Source organism: Burkholderia sp. 22PA0099 (genome assembly GCF_047497165.1).
In the GTDB taxonomy this organism is placed as follows: Bacteria; Pseudomonadota; Gammaproteobacteria; order Burkholderiales; family Burkholderiaceae; genus Burkholderia.
Genome location: NZ_CP163164.1, coordinates 1,972,391 through 1,991,514, shown reverse-complemented (window position 1 = coordinate 1,991,514; position 19,124 = coordinate 1,972,391). Strand labels below are relative to the sequence as shown.

At 66.4% G+C, this 19,124-nt stretch carries 18 protein-coding genes and 1 pseudogene; 12 read left to right on the top strand and 7 right to left on the bottom strand.

What is annotated here, in order from left to right:
• The first annotated feature begins 13 nt into the window (after positions 1-13).
• Positions 14-1,000 (top strand): alpha/beta fold hydrolase, encoded by a 987-nt coding sequence (locus AB4851_RS08885; RefSeq protein ID WP_414446881.1) that lies wholly within the window; start codon positions 14-16, stop codon positions 998-1,000.
• A 97-nt stretch (positions 1,001-1,097) separates the two neighbouring features.
• Positions 1,098-1,511, top strand: a complete 414-nt coding sequence (locus AB4851_RS08880; protein WP_414439953.1) for a hypothetical protein — start codon at positions 1,098-1,100, stop codon at positions 1,509-1,511.
• A 34-nt stretch (positions 1,512-1,545) separates the two neighbouring features.
• On the opposite strand, the gene AB4851_RS08875 is transcribed toward AB4851_RS08880, so the two are convergent.
• Entirely contained in the window at positions 1,546-2,754 is a 1,209-nt protein-coding gene (locus AB4851_RS08875; RefSeq protein ID WP_414446880.1) for an aminotransferase class I/II-fold pyridoxal phosphate-dependent enzyme, read from the bottom strand.
• Between the two features lie 99 nt (positions 2,755-2,853).
• Here AB4851_RS08875 and AB4851_RS08870 point away from each other — a divergent pair, with 99 nt between their 5' ends.
• The 10 genes and pseudogenes from AB4851_RS08870 to AB4851_RS08825 all read left to right on the top strand — a co-directional run bounded on the left by AB4851_RS08870 (position 2,854) and on the right by AB4851_RS08825 (position 15,258).
• Complete coding sequence (locus tag AB4851_RS08870) at positions 2,854-3,705, top strand: LysR substrate-binding domain-containing protein (RefSeq protein WP_414442016.1); 852 nt, start codon at positions 2,854-2,856, stop codon at positions 3,703-3,705.
• A 235-nt stretch (positions 3,706-3,940) separates the two neighbouring features.
• Positions 3,941-5,473, top strand: a complete 1,533-nt coding sequence (locus AB4851_RS08865) for a diguanylate cyclase (protein ID WP_414446879.1) — start codon at positions 3,941-3,943, stop codon at positions 5,471-5,473.
• A 113-nt stretch (positions 5,474-5,586) separates the two neighbouring features.
• Positions 5,587-6,066 (top strand): zinc-finger-containing protein, encoded by a 480-nt coding sequence (locus tag AB4851_RS08860; RefSeq protein ID WP_414446878.1) that lies wholly within the window; start codon positions 5,587-5,589, stop codon positions 6,064-6,066.
• Between the two features lie 319 nt (positions 6,067-6,385).
• Complete coding sequence (locus AB4851_RS08855; RefSeq protein WP_414446877.1) at positions 6,386-6,751, top strand: hypothetical protein; 366 nt, start codon at positions 6,386-6,388, stop codon at positions 6,749-6,751.
• Between the two features lie 334 nt (positions 6,752-7,085).
• Positions 7,086-8,492 (top strand): alpha,alpha-trehalose-phosphate synthase (UDP-forming), encoded by a 1,407-nt coding sequence (otsA, locus tag AB4851_RS08850; protein ID WP_414446876.1) that lies wholly within the window; start codon positions 7,086-7,088, stop codon positions 8,490-8,492.
• Positions 8,493-8,769: 277 nt separating this feature from the next.
• A complete protein-coding gene (locus tag AB4851_RS08845; protein ID WP_414446875.1) occupies positions 8,770-10,917 on the top strand; it encodes a collagen-like triple helix repeat-containing protein in 2,148 nt (715 codons plus the stop codon).
• Positions 10,918-11,053: 136 nt separating this feature from the next.
• Positions 11,054-12,322 (top strand): methyltransferase family protein, encoded by a 1,269-nt coding sequence (locus AB4851_RS08840; protein WP_414446874.1) that lies wholly within the window; start codon positions 11,054-11,056, stop codon positions 12,320-12,322.
• Positions 12,323-12,870: 548 nt separating this feature from the next.
• A pseudogene (locus tag AB4851_RS08835) lies at positions 12,871-14,196 on the top strand (molybdopterin-dependent oxidoreductase); the annotation flags it as partial.
• A gap of 220 nt (positions 14,197-14,416) precedes the next feature.
• Positions 14,417-14,797, top strand: coding sequence for a hypothetical protein (locus AB4851_RS08830; RefSeq protein ID WP_414446873.1), 381 nt, complete (start codon positions 14,417-14,419; stop codon positions 14,795-14,797).
• 80 nt (positions 14,798-14,877) lie between these two features.
• Positions 14,878-15,258, top strand: a complete 381-nt coding sequence (locus AB4851_RS08825; protein WP_414446872.1) for a hypothetical protein — start codon at positions 14,878-14,880, stop codon at positions 15,256-15,258.
• A 75-nt stretch (positions 15,259-15,333) separates the two neighbouring features.
• Here AB4851_RS08825 and AB4851_RS08820 read toward each other — a convergent pair whose 3' ends face one another.
• From AB4851_RS08820 to AB4851_RS08795, 6 genes are all read right to left on the bottom strand, one after another.
• On the bottom strand, positions 15,334-16,128 hold the full coding sequence (locus tag AB4851_RS08820) for a patatin-like phospholipase family protein (protein WP_414446871.1): 795 nt from the start codon (positions 16,126-16,128) through the stop codon (positions 15,334-15,336).
• Positions 16,125-16,589, bottom strand: a complete 465-nt coding sequence (locus AB4851_RS08815) for a hypothetical protein (RefSeq protein ID WP_414446870.1) — start codon at positions 16,587-16,589, stop codon at positions 16,125-16,127. Before AB4851_RS08815 ends, AB4851_RS08820 begins: the two co-directional genes overlap by 4 nt.
• Before the next feature lie 338 nt (positions 16,590-16,927).
• Complete coding sequence (locus AB4851_RS08810; RefSeq protein ID WP_414446869.1) at positions 16,928-17,383, bottom strand: glycoside hydrolase family 73 protein; 456 nt, start codon at positions 17,381-17,383, stop codon at positions 16,928-16,930.
• Positions 17,380-17,865 carry a hypothetical protein gene (locus AB4851_RS08805; protein WP_414446868.1) on the bottom strand — a complete coding sequence of 162 codons (486 nt, stop codon included), beginning with the start codon at positions 17,863-17,865 and terminating at the stop codon, positions 17,380-17,382. The genes AB4851_RS08810 and AB4851_RS08805 overlap by 4 nt, the downstream gene beginning before the upstream one ends.
• A 70-nt stretch (positions 17,866-17,935) precedes the next feature.
• Positions 17,936-18,244 (bottom strand): hypothetical protein, encoded by a 309-nt coding sequence (locus AB4851_RS08800; RefSeq protein ID WP_414446867.1) that lies wholly within the window; start codon positions 18,242-18,244, stop codon positions 17,936-17,938.
• Between the two features lie 9 nt (positions 18,245-18,253).
• Positions 18,254-18,964 (bottom strand): hypothetical protein, encoded by a 711-nt coding sequence (locus tag AB4851_RS08795; RefSeq protein WP_414446866.1) that lies wholly within the window; start codon positions 18,962-18,964, stop codon positions 18,254-18,256.
• Positions 18,965-19,124: the final 160 nt, after the last annotated feature.

Genomic DNA, 19,124 nt, shown 5'->3' with positions numbered 1-19,124 from the left:
AAAGGGGATTGCCGTGATTGCCGAACTGATTGCCATCGTCGTCGCCGTGTTCGCGGTGCTCTGCGTGTTCACGCTGTTCACCGCGAGCCAGGTGCGGCGCCGCTTCCCGCCCGAAGGCCAATTCATCGATATCGACGGCGACCGCCTGCATTACGTCGATTACGGCAGCGGCCCGCCGATCGTGCTGGTGCACGGCCTGTGCGGCCAGTTGCGCAACTTCGCCTACCTCGACCTGCCGCGTATGGCCCAGTCGAACCGCGTGATCCTCGTCGATCGCGCCGGCTCGGGCCGCTCGACGCGCGGGCCGGCCTCGCAGGCCAACGTGTATGCGCAGGCGCGCACCGTCGCGCGCTTCATCGAGACGCTCGGCCTCGACAAGCCGCTGCTGGTCGGCCATTCGCTCGGCGGCGCGATCTCGCTGGCGGTGGCGCTCGATCACCCCGATGCGATCAGCCGCATCGCGCTGATCGCCCCGCTCACGCACACCGAAACCACGCCGCCGCCCGCGTTCAAGGGCCTGGCGCTGCGCCCGGCCCCGCTGCGCCGCTTCGTGTCGCTGACGATGGGCATCCCGGTGATGATCCTGCAAAGCCGCAAGGCGATCGACGCAATCTTCACGCCGGAGCCGGTGCCGCGCGACTTCCCGATCAAGGGCGGCGGGCTGATGGGCCTGCGCCCGGACGCGTTCTACGCCGCGTCGTCCGACCTGGTGGCCGCGCCCGAGGATCTGCCCGACATGGAGCGCCGCTATCCGACGCTCGGCGTGCCGGTCAGCGTGCTGTACGGCCGCAACGACGGCATCCTCAACTACCGCAAGCACGGCGAAGGCCTCAAGCAGAAGCTCGACAGCGTCGCGCTGACGCTGGTGGACGGCGGCCACATGCTGCCCGTCACGCAAGCGGCGGCCACCACCGACTGGATCCTCGGCGAAGCCGCGCAAGCCGCGACTGACGCGCCGGACCTGTCGCAGCCCGCGGTGCGCGCCGCCACCGGGCGCTAGCCGCTCCCGCGCGGCACCGGCCGGCCCCGGCCCGGCCACGCCGCGCGCGCGATCCGATTACAATCGCGCACTTCGATCCAGAACCGGGACCCGCACCATGAAGCATCTGATCGCATCGGCCCTTGCATCAGCCCTTGTATCGGCCTGCGCCTTGTTCGGCACGGCCGCGCTGGCCGACACCGCCGCAAGCGGCGCCGCGGCCGAACCCTGCGCGATCGGCACCGCCAACGGCGTGGCCGGCACGCCGGCCAGCCTGCGCGAATACCTGAAGCTGCCCCAGAGCGACCAGTTCCGCTACCTGATGACGAACCAGATCACCTGCAAGATTTCCGACGAAGGCCGCGCCTCGGGCTGCGCCGGCCTGACCAGCCTGCGGCACGACCGCGTCAGCGTCTACGACGACAGCGACAGCGCCGTCACCACCGTGGTGGCGCGCGTCGATCTCGATCAGGGCACCTATCCGATCATGATCGACGTGCCGAAGGCCAACCTGAAGTGCGAAACACACTGAGGCACTGATCGGCGGACGGGCGCTGCCCGCCCGTTCAACCCATCTCCAGCGCCCGCCGCACCGACACGGCAATCCCGTGCGCCGCCGCGCGCACCGCGTCCGGCGACGGGAACGACGGCGCGATCCGCAAATGCCGGTCGAGCGGATCGTCGCCGAGCGGAAACGCCGCGCCGGCCGGCGTCAACACCAGCCCGGCCTCGCCCGCCAGCGCCACCGCGCGCTTCGCATGCCCGGGCGGCAAGTCGAGGCTGATGAAATAGCCGCCCTCGGGCCGCGTCCAGTTCAGCTCCGCAATCCCGCCGAGCCGCTCGGCGAACACCGCCTCCACCGTCTCGAACTTCGGCCGCAGCAGCGCCCGATGGCCTGCCATCAACGCTTCCAGCCCGGCACGGTCGCGCAGCGCGTGCACGTGCCGCAACTGGTTCAGCTTGTCCGGCCCGATCGAGCGCACACCCGCGTGGCGCAACCACCAGCCGACATTGCGCACCGAGCCGGCCAGGAACGCCACGCCCGCGCCGCCGAACGTGGCCTTCGACAGCGACGCGAACACGAGCGCGCGATCGGGATGGCCCGCCGCCTCGCAGGCCGGCAGGATGTCCGGCACGGCGCGCGGCGCGTCGGTCAGATGGTGGAAACGGTAGGCGTCGTCCCACATCAGCCGGAAATCGGCGGCGGCGGCCGGCAGCGCTGCAAGCCGTCGCACGGTGTCGGCCGAGTAGACCGCGCCGGTCGGGTTGCTGTAGCGCGGCACGCACCAGATGCCGCGGATCGAGGCGTCGTTGCGCACCAGCGCCTCGACCACATCCATGTCGGGGCCGTCGTCGCGCATCGGCACGGCGATCATGCGGATGCCGAGCGCCTCGCAGATCGCGAAATGCCGGTCGTAGCCCGGCACCGGGCACAGCATCGCCACCTCGCCGCCGCGCCACGGGCTGCCGCCCGGCAGGCCGTGCAGCACGGCGAACGCGAGCACGTCGTGCATCAGTTCGAGGCTCGAATTGCCGGCCGCGACCACCTGCTCCGGGGCCGCGTCGAGCAGCGCCGCGCCGAATTCGCGCGCTTCGGGCAGGCCCGCGCCGAGGCCGTAATTGCGGCAATCCGCGCCGTCGCGCGCCAGCCAGCCGGGGTCGCCGGCCTCGGCGAACAGCCGCGTCGCGAGGTCCAGCTGCTCGGGCGCGGGCTTGCCGCGCGACATGTCGAGGCGCATTCCCTGGCGCCGGAATTCGTCGTAATCCGCAAACATCCTTGCATCTCCGCTGTGAAGGCGAAGCCAGTATGCGCAGCGCCTTCCAATCAGACAAACGCGTTATATTGATCACTTTGATCAGCTTTTCTGATGGCGATGAAATCCTTCGATCTCGATGTGCTGGCGATGGCGGTGGCCGTGGCCGATGCGGGCAGCTTCGTGCGCGGCGCGGCGCGCGTGCACCGTTCGCAGTCGGCGTTGAGCATGCAGATTCGCGCGCTGGAGCAATCGCTCGGCAAGCAGTTGTTCGTGCGCGGCGCGCGCAACGTGACCGTCACGCCCGACGGGGAAACCCTGATCGCCTACGCGCGCCGCCTGCTCGCGCTGCGCGAGGAGGCCTGGGCGGCGATCGTCCACCCCGAGGTCAAGGGCCGCGTGACGATCGGCGTGCCCGACGATTACGCCTCGTCGCTGCTGCCGCCGGTGCTGCGCAAATTCTCGGCGCGCTACCCGAAGGTCGAGATCCAGGTGGTCGGGCTGCCGAGCCGCGCGCTCGCGCCGCTGCTCAAGGACAACAAGATCGACCTGGCCTGCGTGACGCGCATGCGCGGCCTGAACGGCGCGTTCGTGCGCGCCGAGCCGATGGTCTGGGCCGGGCCGCCGTCGGGCGGCGCGGTGTGGGACGAGCGGCCGCTGCCGGTCGCGCTGTTCGGCGCGGGCAGCGTGGCGCGCGCCAACGCGATCCGTTCGCTCGAAGCGGCCGGCATCGCGTTTCGCACCTCGTACGAAAGCCCGAGCCTGATGGGCCTGTTCAGCATGGTGGAGGCCGGGCTGGCGATCGCGCCGCTGGCGCGCTGCGCGGTGCCGGCGCATTTCTCCCAGCAGGGGCCGGCGCACGGGCTGCCGGCGCTGCCCGATCTCGACATCGTGCTGGCCCGCAGCGCGCGCTCGAACCGGCCGCCGTGCGATTTCCTGGCCGATCAGTTGCTGTCCGATCTCAGTATCTGAACGGAATCGGCAGACGGACGCGGCGGCGATCCGTGCCCGCGCAACCATGCTGCGTCGCATCACGGCCCGTGCTGTTTCGCGCGCGCCACTGATTCGGGACGAGGTCGACACTGTCACGCACGAAGCACCGATTTCCTCCGATAATCTCGTTACATGCCGCCGCGCGCCCGTCGCCGGCTGCTGCGAAGCGTCACCCCGTCCGCCCTGCCCAGATATCGTTCCGCCCGACATCCTGATGCCCGCCGACCGACTGCCCGATCCGACGCCCCGCTCGTGGAAGCTTGCCGCCTCACGCCTGCTGACCCCGGCCGGCGTTTTGCTGGCGGGCGGCGTGCTGCTGGTGTTCTTCTGGGCGCTCAGCGCGCTGGTGCTGTTCCAGTCGCGCTCGGACGCCTACCAGCGCGCAGCCGGCAATGCCCGCAACCTGGTGCTCGTGCTCGAACGCGACATCGCCCGCAGCGTCGAACAATACGATCTGTCGTTGCAGGCCGTGGTGGATGGCATGCGCCAGCCGCAGGTGATGGCGCTGCCGCCGAAGCTGCGCAACCTCGTGCTGTTCGACCGCGCCACCACCGGGCGCTACCTCGGCACGATCTACGTGGTCGACCCCGGCGGCAACATCGTGCTCGATTCGCGCTCCGACACGCCGCCGGTGGCCAACCTGCTGGATCGCGAAGACATCGCGATCCACCGCAGCCATCCCGAGATCGGCCTTTACATCAGCAAGCCCTACGCGTCGCCGCTGCACGGCGGGCAGGCGATGCTGACGCTGTCGCGCCGCATCGACAACGCCGACGGTTCATTCGGCGGCGTGGTGGTGGGCGCGCTCAGCGTCGACTATTTCCGCTCGCTGCTCGACGGCCTGTCGGTCGGCCCGCACGGCTCGGCGGCCGTGCTCGGCACCAACGGCGCGCTGATCACCCGGCTGCCGTTCGACACCAGCATGGTGGGCCGCGACGTGAGCCGCTCCACCGTGTATCTCGATGCGATGCGCCAGCCCGAAGGCGCCGTGTCCGGCCTGGCCTCGCTCGACGGCACGCGGCGGCTGTATGTGTACAAGCGGCTGCCGGCGCTGCCGATCATCGTCGACGTGGCGCCGGCGGAGAGCGACATCTATCTCGAATGGCGGCATCGCGCGGAACGGCTCGGCGCGATCGTGGCGGTGTTCTCGCTGGTGGTGGCGGCCGGCTCGATGCTGCTCGCGCACGAGCTGCGGCTGCGCCAGCAGGTCGAGCAGCAGCTTTACCGGCTGACCCGCACCGATGCGCTGACGGGCCTCGGCAACCGGCGCGCGTTCGACGCCACGCTGCATGGCGAGTGGTTGCGTGCGCAACGAACTGGCCGGCCGCTGGCGCTACTGTTCGTCGATATCGATCAATTCAAGGCTTATAACGATCACTACGGGCACCCGGCCGGCGACGAGGTGCTGCGCGAGGTCGGCCGCGTGCTGGCCCTGTGTGCGCGCCGCGCGACCGACAGCATGGCGCGCTACGGCGGCGAGGAGTTCGTCGTGACGCTGCCCGACACCGATGCACAGGGCGCGGCCCGGTTCGGCGAACAGGTGCGGCGCTCGATCTACGATCTGGCGCTGCCGCATGCGACCAGCGCCTATGGGCGCGTGACGGTCAGCATCGGCATCGTCACCACGCGCGAGGCGTCCGCCGCCAGCGACGCCGCGTTCGTCAACCTGGCCGACACCGCGCTTTATCACGCGAAAACGGCCGGCCGCAACCGGATCTGCGACCCGCAGGGCGTGGTGCTGGCCTGACGCGGCGGGCGCGGCGCGCTGCCGCGCCGGCACGCCGGGATGGCAGGCGGCGCGGCGAGATCCTTATACTGTGCGCTGATTCCACTTCGATCCCGTTCGCCGATCTTTCCGTCATGCGCGTTGGCCGCCCCGTTCCCGCCCTGCCTCAACCCGTCTGCGACTATTGCGGCGAGAAGGCGCAGCTTGCGCGTTTCGGCGATGCCGCCTACCCGTATCGCGACGAGCACGGCGAGCTGTGGGTCTGCCCGCCGTGCGATGCCTGGATCGGCGTGTTTCCGCGCAGCCGCCGCCACGTGCCGCTCGGCCGGCTCGCCAACGCCGAGTTGCGGCAGGCGAAATCGGATCTGCACGCGGCGCTCGAACCGCTGGTGGCCGCCAAGATGCGCCGCGACGGCTGCAACGCGTTCGAGGCGCGCGCCAAGGGCATCCGCTGGCTCGCCACCCAACTCGGCCTCGATCCGGCCAACACGATCCACGCCCTCGATCTCGACGCCTGCCGCGCGGCGATCGTGCTGGTCAACGATTTCGTGGCGAACCGCCAGCGCGGCGACGCGGCCGGCGCCACGGCGGCCGAACCGGGCTACGACGCATGATGCCGCGCGCCCGGGCCTGATCCCCGGCGGAACCGGCCCTTTTTGGTTTTATTTCAGGCACGCGGATTGCTGCACCGCATCGAATTCGCAGGCCGGCAGCGCGGTGGTTCTCGCCGATTCCGCCGCCCGCCGCGCTCCGACCACTTCCGCCATTTGCTCCGTCATCGCACCCGGGCGCACCGGCCACATCGGCCCGCGCGCACCACCCGGCCGGCCGCTTGCCGCTTCTTTGCCGCGCGCGCCGATATTTTTGCGAGACGTTTACGCGCCCCGGCGTAACGTGAAGCCATGTTCGTTACCGCGGCTCGCCGCCGACATCATGCCCGTCTCCCGCAGTGCAACGTCCGTCACGCCGATCTCCCGCCAGCTTCGCCCGGTCGCCTCGATCGGCCCGGTGCGCGCGGCACGCCAGCTCGCCCGCCGCACCACGCCGGCCGACCGCGAGGACAGCCCTCGTGTGCTGCTGCCGATCACGCTCGAAGGCGCCGCCGATTATCTGTGCGCGCAGCGCCGCGCGCTGCTGCGCTCGCCGCTCGGCGTCTATGTATCGCATATCGACGCGCATCGCGAACGGATGGCGGTGTGGTTCGACCTCGCGCGCGCGGATGTCGGCTTCGCGATTCATACGCTGCTGTCGACCGTGCCGAATGCAACATTAGGCAGCTTGCGCCAACGCGCATCCTGAACACACGCCTTATTGATGGTGTACGCTGGGCTCGTTCGTCGTCCGGCCCAGCGCCACGCACGACGCCCGGCAGCGCCGCCGTGCGGCCTTGCCTCGGCGTGCTTCACGCCGTGCCCGGTATCCCGTCTCGCCGCGTGCCCGCGCGAGATGCGGCCCACGCCGAACCGCGTCACCGTCCTGTCCGATCCTCCTGCGCCGGGTTCGTATCGGCCAGCGCCCCCCTTGCTCCTTCAGGCGCGCTGACCGATGCCTGCCCGACCGTTGCCCGGCCCGCCGGCGCAGCGGCGTCGCGAGGCGGATCGCGCCTTCCATCACCGTTCATCAGGAGAGTTTCGTGAGCCGTCTCATCGTCGTATCGAACCGGACAGCCGATCCGGACAACGAAGCACCCGGCGGCCTGGCCGTCGCGCTCAACGAAAGCCTGCAGCAGCGTGGCGGCATCTGGTTCGGCTGGAGCGGCAAGCTCACCGAAGCCGACCCGTCCACCCAGGACGTGCAGATCCGCGACGCCGGCAACATGAAGCTCGCGACCATCGATCTGTCGCAGCGCGACTACGACAACTACTACCTCGGCTACGCGAACAACGTGCTGTGGCCGGTGTTCCACTACCGGCTCGATCTGGCCAACTTCGACGTGCAGTTCGGCGACGCCTACCGCCGCGTGAACCGCCTGTTCGCGCAGAAGCTGATGCCGCTGCTCCAGCCCGACGACGTGATCTGGGTGCACGACTATCACCTGATCCCGCTCGCCACCGAGCTGCGCGCGCAAGGCTGCCGCAATCGGATCGGCTTCTTCCTGCATATCCCCGTGCCGCCGCCGCTCGTAATGGCCGCGATCCCCGAACACGAATGGCTGATGCGCTCGCTGTGCGCGTACGACCTGGTGGGCTTCCAGGCGCATACCGACGTCACGCATTTCGTGCGCTACGCCGAAGCGGAGGCCAACGCCGAGTTCGTGGACGGCGAATACCTGCGCGCGTTCGGCCGCAACGTCCGGGTGGGCGCGTTCCCGATCGGCATCGACGTGGACGGCTTCTCGCAGATGGCCACCGACGACGACGGCCTGAACGTCTACGAACAGATGCGCGACGAATACTCGCGCCGCAAGCTGTTGCTCGGCGTGGACCGGCTCGACTATTCGAAGGGGTTGCCGCAACGCGTGCAGGCGTTCCGCGAGATGCTCGACCGCTACCCCGAGATGCGCAAGAGCGCGACGCTGATCCAGATCGCCGCGCCAAGCCGCGAGGACGTGGACGCCTACGATCATCTGCGCCAGGAAATGGATTCGCTGTGCGGCTCGGTCAACGGCGACTACGGCGAGCTCGACTGGATGCCGGTGCGCTACATCCACCGCAGCCTCGATCGCACCTCGCTGCCGGGCCTCTACCGCGCGAGCCGGGTGGCGCTCGTCACGCCGCTGCGCGACGGCATGAACCTGGTCGCCAAGGAGTTCATCGCGGCGCAGGACGCCAGAGATCCGGGCGTGCTCGTGCTGTCGCGTTTCGCGGGCGCGGCCGAGCAGTTGACCGACGCGCTGCTGGTGAACCCGTACGACATCCAGGGCACGGCGCGCGCGATCCACACCGCGCTGACGATGCCGCTGGAAGAACGCGTGGAGCGGCACACGGCGCTGCTCGCCGAGATCCGCAAGTACGACGTGCACTGGTGGACGGCCGGTTTCCTGGGTGCGCTCGACGATGCGCCGATTCCGCCGACGCGACGGCCGGCCGGGCTGGTCTGACGGTTGCGCGGGCGGGCGTCGGTGCCCCCTTCCTTGTGCCCCTTGTGCCCCCTGCGCCCCGCGTGCCGTTACGCGGTCGTGCGGGGGGCGTAACGTAGCACGCCGGAACATTCGGATTTTGGCGTTGAGGATTTTCCGGAATCGTCGCGTTTAAATCGAATTAATTACCTTACTTCGATCGATTTCTCTCCAATTTCACGATTTTCGTGAATCCGCCCGCGTGGCCCGGAATTTGCAGCCTGCCCTTACAGAACATTACTTTTTCTGTGAGGACATCATGCGCACGCTATTCAAGAAGACCGCGATCGCCATCGGCGCTTCGTCGCTGCTCGCGTTGCAGGGCTGCGGCGGTTCGGACGGGTTGTATACGCCTGCGGGTGGCGGCCTCGGGATTCAGAGCACGTCGGGGACGTCGGGCGGGTCGTCTGGTGGGTCGTCGGGGAGTTCGGGTACTTCTGGGACGTCGGGAAGTTCTGGGACGTCGGGGACTTCTGGGACGTCGGGGACTTCTGGGACGTCGGGTACTTCCGGCACGTCGGGTACTTCCGGCACGTCGGGCACTTCCGGTACCTCGGGCACTTCCGGCACCTCGGGGACTTCCGGCACCTCGGGGACTTCCGGCACCTCGGGCACTTCCGGTACCTCGGGTACTTCCGGCACCTCGGGTACCTCCGGCACGTCGGGTACTTCCGGCACCTCGGGTACTTCCGGCACGTCGGGTACTTCCGGCACCTCGGGCACATCCGGTACCTCGGGTACTTCCGGTACCTCGGGCACTTCCGGTACCTCGGGCACATCCGGCACGTCGGGCACCTCGGGCACCTCGGGCACATCCGGCACGTCGGGCACCTCGGGCACCTCGGGCACGTCGGGCACTTCCGGCACCTCGGGTACTTCCGGTACGTCAGGCACTTCCGGCACATCGGGTACCTCCGGTACGTCGGGTACTTCCGGCACATCGGGTACTTCGGGTACTTCGGGTACTTCGGGTACTTCGGGTACTTCGGGTACTTCGGGTACTTCGGGTACTTCGGGTACTTCGGGTACGTCCGGCACTTCCGGTACGTCAGGCACCTCCGGCACGTCAGGCACCTCAGGCACCAGCTCCAGCCCCCTCGGCACGATCATCCAGCAGCTCGGCAACGTCGTCACCGCCACCGGCACGACCGTCGCCGACACCGGCACCCAGGTCGCCGTGGTCAACCCCGCACTGGCCGGCGGCACCACGGCCGGCGTAGGCGTCGCGGTCAACAGCCTCGGCAACGGCATCGTCTCGGTCGGTCAGGGCCTCGCCAACGGCCTCGGCCAGATCGGCACCTCGGCCAACCCGCTCGGACCGACGCTCGCCTCGACCGCCACGCTCGTCTCGAACGCGTCGAACGCCGTCCAGTCGCTCGGCAGCGCGGTGAGCGCCCTCGGCGGCGGCCCGCTCGCGCCGCTGGCTCCGGTCACGCAGGCGCTCGGCTCGACGGTCGGCACGCTCGGCGGCGTGGTGGGCAACGTCGGCACGGGCCTCGGCACCGTGCTCGGCAGCGCACCGGTCCAGCAGATCGAAACGCAGGTCGCCACGCTGATCAACCCGATCACCAACGGCCTGACCAACGCCACGCAGACGATCGGCGCGGCCACCGGCCTCGGCGCCCCCGTCAACACGCTGCTCGGCACGCTCGGCTCCGGCCTCGGCAGCGCCGGCTCGGCGATCTCCAACGCGACGGGCAACCAGATCGGCAAGGACCTCGGCAACGTCGTCACCACGCTCGGCAACACGGTGACGGCCACCGGCGGCCTGCTCAACGGAACGAGCGGATCCAGCGGCACCGGCACCACCAACCCGCTCGGCCCGCTGCTGAACCTGACCGGCTCGCTCGGCCTCAACCTCGGCCTGGGCGCTTCGATCGGCGGCAGCTCGGGCAGCAGTTCGTCCGGCTCGACGTCGTCGGGCACGTCCGGCACCTCGGGCGCGACGCCGGTGGCCGGCCTCTCCGCGCTGCTCACGCCGGTCACCAACCTGCTCGGCGGCCTGTCGGGCAGCGCGACCGGCACGGCGGGCGGCGCCGCGTCGGCCGGCGGCCTGCTCTCGCCGGTCACGAACCTGGTCGGCTCGCTGACGGGCGGCCTGCAAGGCTCGGTCGGCAGCGGCGGCGCGACGGCCGGCCTGAGCGGTACCGTGTCCGGCGCGGCCGGCTCGCTCGGCAACGTCACCGGCGCCGTAACCGGCGCGCTGTCCGGCACCACGACGGGCGCCGCGGCCGGCACGACCGGCTCGGTGGTCAGCTCGGTCGGCTCGGTCGGCACCGCCGCCAACGGCGCGGTCAACGGCGCCACCGGCGCGCTGACCGGTTCGAGCACCGCCTCGGGCAGCACGGCGGGCCTGCTGGCGCCGGTCACCAACCTGGTGGGCGGCCTGCTCGGCGGCAAGAAGTAAGCAACAAGCAGGACGAAGCAAACATGCTGCACCGGCCGCCGTTCACGCGGCAACCGGTGCGACATGAACGGCAGCCGGGCACCGATAATTCGACAGCCCGGCGCCGAATCGCCAGATGTCTTTTACGAGGCATGACATGAATTCGACTTTCGACACCGTCTCCACGGCCCGGGCCCGGCCGCCCCGCTCCGCCACGCCCTTCAGCGTCGGTCTCGCCGGCATCGCCGCCGCGCTCGCCACGCTCTGGTTCTCGCGCGACGGCACGCTGCTGAGCGGCGCCGAGCGCGGCTTCGCCGCCTGCCTCGCGATCATCGTAGTGGTCGGCGCCTACGAACTGTTCGTCGCGCGCGCCTACCTGCGCCCGAGCGCCGGCCTGATGCCCAACGCGGTGCGCCCCCTCAGCTTCGCGCGCGTGGCGATGCGGCTCGCGGCGCTCGGCGCGATCTACGCCGGCATCGCGCTGATCTACTGGCTGCTGCCCGAATATCACGGCGATTTCTACCAGCCGTTCTGGAGCCTGTGCGCGCTGCTCGCGCCGTATTTCGCGGTGGGCGCGCCGCTCTATTTCGCGTGGATGGATACCCGCCAGCGCGACGAGAACGACGCCTACCTGAGCCTCGCGCACCTGCTGCTGCGCGGCCAGCGGCCCGCGCAATGGGCACCGCTGCGCGAGATGCTCGGCGGCTGGGCCGTGAAGGCTTTCTTCCTGCCGCTGATGTTCGTCTACGTGTCGACCAACGCCGACCACCTGACCGCGTCGCTGGCCGCGATGTCCGGCGCCCCCTACTCGCTCGCCACGTTCCGCTTCTTCTACGAGCTGGCGTTCACGATGGACCTGCTGTTCGGCTCGGTCGGCTACCTGTGCACGTTCCGCGTGCTCGACAGCCACGTGCGCACGGTCGAGCCGACCGCGCTCGGCTGGATCGCCGCGCTGATCTGCTACCAGCCGTTCTGGTCGCTGATCTCGGAGCGCTACATCCGCTACGAAGGCACGCTGTTCTGGGACAACTGGCTCACGCACGTGCCGGCGATCCAGTTCGTGTGGGGCCTGGCGATCATCGCGCTGGTGATCGGCTATGCGCTGTCGACGATCTCGTTCGGGCTGCGTTTCTCGAACCTCACGAACCGCGGCATCATCACGTCCGGCCCGTACCGCTTCACCAAGCACCCGGCCTACCTGACCAAGAACCTGTCGTACTGGCTCGTGTCCGTGCCGTTCGTACCGGCGCTCGGCTGGCAGGTCGCGATCGCGCATTGCGCGGGGCTGCTCGCGGTGAACGGCATCTACTTCCTGCGCGCGAAGACCGAGGAGCGGCATCTGATGCGCGATCCGGACTATCGGGCCTATGCGGAATGGATCGCGCAGCACGGGATGTTCGCGCGGGTGCGGAAGTGGTTCGGGTGAGACCGAAGCCGCACGTATCGCGCGGAATCGATCGCGACAGTTCGTCGCGCAATCACGCCGCCGGCGCATAAAACATTCGCAGTTCGGAGTTTTGCCTTCGGACGCCGCATCCCACTCGATCGGCCGAAGCCCATTGCCGCGTTGCCATGCGCAAGGCAACGCGGCATCTCGCACGTCCACCTCGTCAGCCTTCCGCACCAAGCCTCTGCGCGCGGCACCTGCCCGTCTGTCGTTCGGCCCCAATCGAAATATCCATCGAAATACGGCGAACACGTCCGGCTTCGCGAAACGCACTCCGGCGCGCCTCGGGCGCATTTGAAAATTGTCGGAAACTCCGGAAGCCGCGTTCCCGCTCGATGGATACAAGCCGTTGAACACTTGATGCAGGTCGCATCGCACCACGAAGGCCGTCGCTAAGATGGCCTCGCTCGATCGCCCGGCCTCCGGCGCGATCGAGCCGCGGGCGCGCCAAGCGTTCCGCCGCAATCCCGACATGTCAGAACGACAAGCACGACAGTTCGGCCAAACGCCCCCAACGCGAGGTTTCGATGAGTCACTTCCTCGACCGGCTACGGTATTTCACCGCGGCCCGGCAATCCTTTTCCGACGGTCACGGCACCGTCACCGACGAAGACCGCAAATGGGAGGACGGCTACCGGCAACGCTGGCAGCACGACAAGATCGTCCGCTCCACGCACGGCGTGAACTGCACCGGTTCCTGCTCCTGGAAGGTCTATGTGAAGGGCGGCATCGTCACCTGGGAAACCCAGCAGACCGACTACCCGCGCACCCGCCCCGACATGCCGAACCACGAGCCACGCGGCTGCGCACGCGGCGCGTCGTACTCCTGGTATCTGTACAGCGCGAACCGCCTCAAGCATCCAATGGTGCGCAGCGCACTCGTGCGCCTGTGGCGCGACAAGCGCCGCACGCTGGCGCCGGTCGAGGCCTGGCGCGCGATCGTCGACGACGACAAGGCGCGCCGCAGCTACCAGAGCCGCCGCGGCCTCGGCGGCTTCGTGCGGTCGAGCTGGGACGAAGTCAACGAAATCATCGCCGCCGCGAATGTCCACACCATCAGCCGGCATGGGCCGGATCGCGTGGCGGGCTTCTCGCCCATTCCCGCGATGTCGATGGTGTCCTATGCGGCGGGCTCGCGTTACCTGGCGCTGATCGGCGGCGTCAGCCTGAGCTTCTACGACTGGTACTGCGACCTGCCGCCCGCCTCGCCGCAAACCTGGGGCGAGCAGACCGACGTGCCGGAATCGGCCGACTGGTACAACTCCACGTTCATCATGATGTGGGGCTCCAACGTCCCGCAAACACGCACGCCCGACGCGCACTTCCTGGTGGAAGCGCGCTATCGCGGCACCAAGGTCGTCTCGGTGTTTCCCGATTACGCCGAGGGCGCGAAGTTCGGCGACCTCTGGCTGCACCCGAAGCAGGGCACCGATGCCGCGCTCGCGCTGGCGATGGGCCACGTGATCCTCAAGGAATTCCATCTGGCCGGCCGCGCCGATTACTTCATCGACTACTGCCGGCGCTACACCGACATGCCCTGCCTCGTGCGGCTCGTGCCGCATCGCGACGGCGGCTACGTGCCCGAGCGCGTGGTGCGCGCCTCCGATTTCGACGACGCGCTCGGCGAAACCGACCGCACCGAATGGAAGAGCGTGATGATCGACGACGCGAGCGGCGCCTGCGTCGTGCCGGTCGGTTCGATCGGCTTCCGCTGGGCCGAATCGGGCGCAGCCGACCGCGGCAAATGGAACCTGCGCGACCAGGCCGCCGACGGCACGCAGTTCACGCCGCGCCTGTCGCTGGTGGCCGATCACGACACGGCCGTCGACGTGCTGTTCCCGTATTTCGGCAACAATACACCCTATCAATCCCTTACTGAATAAAGCTTCTTTCGTAATTTGGCGTAAATTTGGCGTATCCCGCCGAGGAAAATCTCGCCAGATCGGAACGACCATGATGCGAATATACTGTTCGTCCATACAGTACACGAGCAGCGCCATGAAACCTCTATGGGCTTTCGTCTGGGAATTTACTTGCCCGATCTCGGACACGCGGACCCGGACCTACACGGCCATGACGGTCGACGAGTTCGTCCGAGACACAGGGTTTCCGCCGGCCGACTTGGATGCGGTGAAGATCGTTGAGACGAGGGTAGACCGAAACGAGGTGCCGTTGGATCAGGCTGTCGCGGCAGCGGCCGGCCGGAAACAGCTTCCCGACTACCTGTACCCGACCATGAAGGAAATGCGCGCAGCATGGCGCCAGTACCCTGAGGACCACCTGATCCGCAGACTGATATTGGAATGCGTCCGCACTCGCCGTATGTTCAAGGACGCCGAGGATCATCGGCGATGCATCGATAAGGTCTGGAGGGAGGACGTAGGCGGAGAAATAGTCGCGATGTACCAGCTTCGCATACTACTGAATGACGGATGCAGATTATCCGACTGGTAGCCGGTTATTTGATAATGATTTTTATTCTGTCGCCCCGGCCGTAATCTTGTAGAAAACTACTTGATTGAATGCGAGTCCCCGTGGAGAATTATCACCACAATAAACAGCTTTCCGGGGAACCCACAATGCCGCGCAAACTCTTGCTGGTTGCGATCGCCGTGTTCGCAGCCGCAACCGCTCATGCCCATCGGCCTCAGATTATCGACTGCGGCATTTATTCAAACGTCGCTGCGCACGCGACAGCTGACCGCGACGGCGGCACTACGCTTGACGCCTCGCTGGGCCGAACGAAGGCCGCATATCGCTACGATCCGTACCTGCCGACCTATATCGAGCTGACGCGGGACGTGTTCGCGCAGCAAAGCCTCCAAGGCGCGTCGTCAAACGTGGTAGAAAAAGCCGCCGAAAGAGCCTGCCTGAAACATAACCAGGAAGAGCGGCGCACGCGAGAACTCGATTAATACGCCTCGATTAACTACCGGCCGCAGCAAACGCAAAAAAGCCGGGTAGCGCATTATTCAGCGCTACCCGGCTTTTTATTTCAATGCGGCCTCGACAGCCACATACCCATCATTGAACAGCCGCAGGCGCGTATCGACCGACATGCGGCGATCGAACGAGCTGGCATATCCGGTCGGGACGTCAACGATCGTTGCGCCGGCTGCTCGATCGGCTGCCATGCGCGCCGTTTCGTTCGACGCAAGCATCAGATCGATGATCCGCGGAGCCAGGGTCCGCAAACCGTAACTGCCCGGCGCGAGCGCCGTGTCGTCAGATCGCAAAAACACCCCGAGCCTGGGAACGTCGTCGACGATCAAATCGCTGACGGGCATGTTGTCCATCGTGCCGCCATCGACCATTAGGCCGCCGGCCACGGCCACCGGCGAGAAAACCACCGGGATCGACGCACTCGCACGGGCAGCGATCGCGACAGGAAGGTCGGGCGTGGCCACCCGCGAAAACTGAAATTCTTTTTCGGTCAACAGGTCTGCCGCGATGATCTTCAGTTCCATGCCCAGATCTGCAAACCGCTTTCCATGCGTCACGTCGAGCAGGAATTTTTGCAAGGCATCACCGCTGCATAACGCCTGCCGGCGGATGAATGACCAGGCGGAAAATTCCATCAGCCCTGCCCAGTCGGTCTCCAGCGCCAACTTACGCATGTCGACCAGCGACATTCCGCACGCACGCAACGCTGCGACGATCGAGCCGCCCGACGTGCCGGCCAGCTCGACGACTTCGTACCCGGCATCCGCAATCGCCTGAAGCGCCCCGAGATGGGCGCTCAAGCGAAAGCCCGAGCCGCTGAGTGCAACTCGGATCGGCTTCATTGCGCGACCGCCGTGCTGGCCGTCGTTGCGTCGCTCGCGGCCGCGGCGGCCGACATGGTCGACGTCAACGGCACGATGACGAGATTGTCGATCAGTTGCTGAACGATCGGGCCGAAACTCTGGAGCGCGAGCAGAATGATTCCCTGGTTCGGCAGCGGCACCGCTTGGACGATTGCCACGGCCAGCGGCAGCAAACTGTCGTGCACCGCCTTCAGATCGCTGACGTCGACGTTCACCCCTGCGGCGCAGATTTTCTGGTTCGCCGGCAGGATGGTTTGAATGACGACATCGCGCTGCGCCTGGTTGAGCAGCGGAGATGCGCCAATGAGCGCGAGGTCGGCGTTTACCACCGGGCAGGACTGAGCGAATACCGAGGCCGGCGTCGGCAGGGATTTGCAGGCGCCGAGCGCCAGGGCAGCGAACGCGACGGAACCTGCCGCAAGCAGCATCATCTTTTTCATAAATTACCTTTTAATTCGAAGCGGATTAGAACTACGGAAACAACGAGGCAACGACCTACCGGATCGGCTCGCCGGGATTCGTCTCAGCCGCCGAAGCAGGACTGGCGATGGACGCAGAGTCAGAAGCCGCGCTCTTCGTCGTCGCATGCGACGCGAGCCACGCCAGGCCTGCGCCGATACCCGCCACGTACTCATGCGCATCAGCTTTCCCGAGCAGGACGAGCGCACCCCACGCCGCGTACAGCAGAGCGGCGCCTACGAAAAACAAGACATTCACGACACCCCCAAATAAAAAAGGCCGCACAAGGCGGCCGACACGAACCCCGCAACAAACCGCGTCAGACATCGAGCGCAGTCAACTTGTAGGAAGTGATGATCGAAACGATTTTCTTTGCGTAGTCCGGATCGGTGGCATAGCCAGCCGCCGCAACGGCTCGCGCGAAATCAGGCCCGTTGGCCGACGAGAACGCGCCGGCATAGCGCTTGTTCACGAGCAGGAATTGCGCTCGGTCCCGGATGCTCGAAAGCCAGTCCGGATAAACGCGCCAGCGCGCCTGTATGGTCACCGGCTTGCCCGAGACGTATTCCTTGGTCGGCAACCACACCACCGCGCCCTTCCACGAGCCATCCGCCTTCACGCCAAACAAATTGAAATACTTCTGAGCAAGATCCGATGTTGCCCATCCCGATTCGAGCGCGGCTTGCGCGACCGTGAAGCTCGCCGGAATTTTGGTAGCGGCCGCCAGTTCGCGCGCAGCCGGCCCGATTGCTTTCACGAAATCATTCGGCGTCATTTATCGCTCCGGTGATCGACGTTGTTAGCCCTGAATTCCAAAACCGTGAGACGCCGGTCGTGCGCCTGCAAATCGTGCCCCACGTCCTGCGAATACTTGGTGATCTGTGCGTCCCGCGCCTCCTTTGCGGCCTGCAGGTCGGCCTGCCACGGTCGCCATTGCGAATACAACAAGCCGGATGCCGCGACGATCAACGAACCGACTCCACTCAGGACCTTGATCGCCCGCTTGTTGCCGATCATGTCGTCACGCAAAGGAGTGATCTCTTTTTCCTTCAGCAGCGCGATCTCTTTCTCAACCTCGTCGGATTTCTTGAAGAGCCTCGACTGGTTGTTTTGAATCGTCTCGATCTGCGTTCCCTGCTGCGCGAGCGTCAGTTGCATCTGGACAAGGATCTGCAACTGCCCTTCCATGCGCGCCTGCCGATCCAGATAGTTGTTCATCCGCTCGACAAGCACGCCGACTTTTCCATCGTCGATCATTGCTTCCTCCATCCATCCCCCGAAATAAAAAAAGCCGCCCTAGGGCGGCCCGGATACAGCTTGTTGTGGACTAGCTCTCGATCGTCGCGCCGACGAAGTACGCGCGCGCCGGACTCGGCGATGTCTTATCGTCCGCCGGCGCCACAATCATTTTTTCCGCATATTCGAGCGGCGACGTACCGTCCGTCGGCAGTGCGTTGAACTCGATCGATTGGGTGAACACAGGCTGCTTGCCGTCAGCACGCGTTTGCTTGCTGACATACGACGCGAGCTGCGCAGCACTTCGAGAATTTTGATAGTCAATCGTGACTTGCTGCACGATATGAAACCCCGCCACGGCGCCAGTGCCGGGCGTGGTGTAATCGATAACAATGGGCATACATTTTCCTCACATAGAAGAGACGTCGATTACGAGATAGTCGTAGGCAAGATGGCTGATCGAGGGATCAATATTTTGCTGACGATTGAAGGTCACAGAGGCAGGATTCTCTTGCCGCCATGTCACACTCAGCCCCGGGAAAGAAACGGCTACCGCCAGCAGGTTTTGAACTGTTGTCGCGTTCGGAGGCTGTCCGCCCACGAGCGTGTTAATCACCTGATAGCGCAACTGCCCCTGCACAACTGCGGGCACCCCCGAATAGCTACCAGTGAATCCTGCATCGATCGGATCACTCCCCGGCGCGCCAGCCCCACTGACAGCGCCGATCACGCGCATATAGTTAGTCCTGGAATCGAACACAACCGCGCCAGAGCCATCGCTCACGCTGAGACCATAGTTTCCAGAGAGCGTAGCAAGCACTGGATCATCAAAAACCCAGTACCACACCTGCATCCCGGCACCTTGGCAGTGAAAGTAGTACGTGATCGTTCCGCCGCTCGCGGTCGAATACCGCAAATAACACTTGCCGCTCGACCGGAACGCAATGACCGGACTTGCTCCCGCCGTAATGGTGACCGTTGCGTAATACCAGCCAACGCCACCAATCGGCGCGCCCCCGGAAGTGACAACCCCCTTCGCCCGCAGCCCAAGATTTTTGTAGGTGCTATCGATCTGGACGAACCCCGATGAATTGATCACCTCCAGCCCGAAATCGGCCATCAATACACTCCGTACAAAACTCGCACTGATCGAAATGGATAAGTGGACGCCTCAAAATTCCACGAAATCACATTCCCGCTTTTGATTACCCGGGGCGCTACAGACGAACTTACAGGGTCGCTATCTCGTACGTGGATCCACGGATCGCCCGTGGACAGCA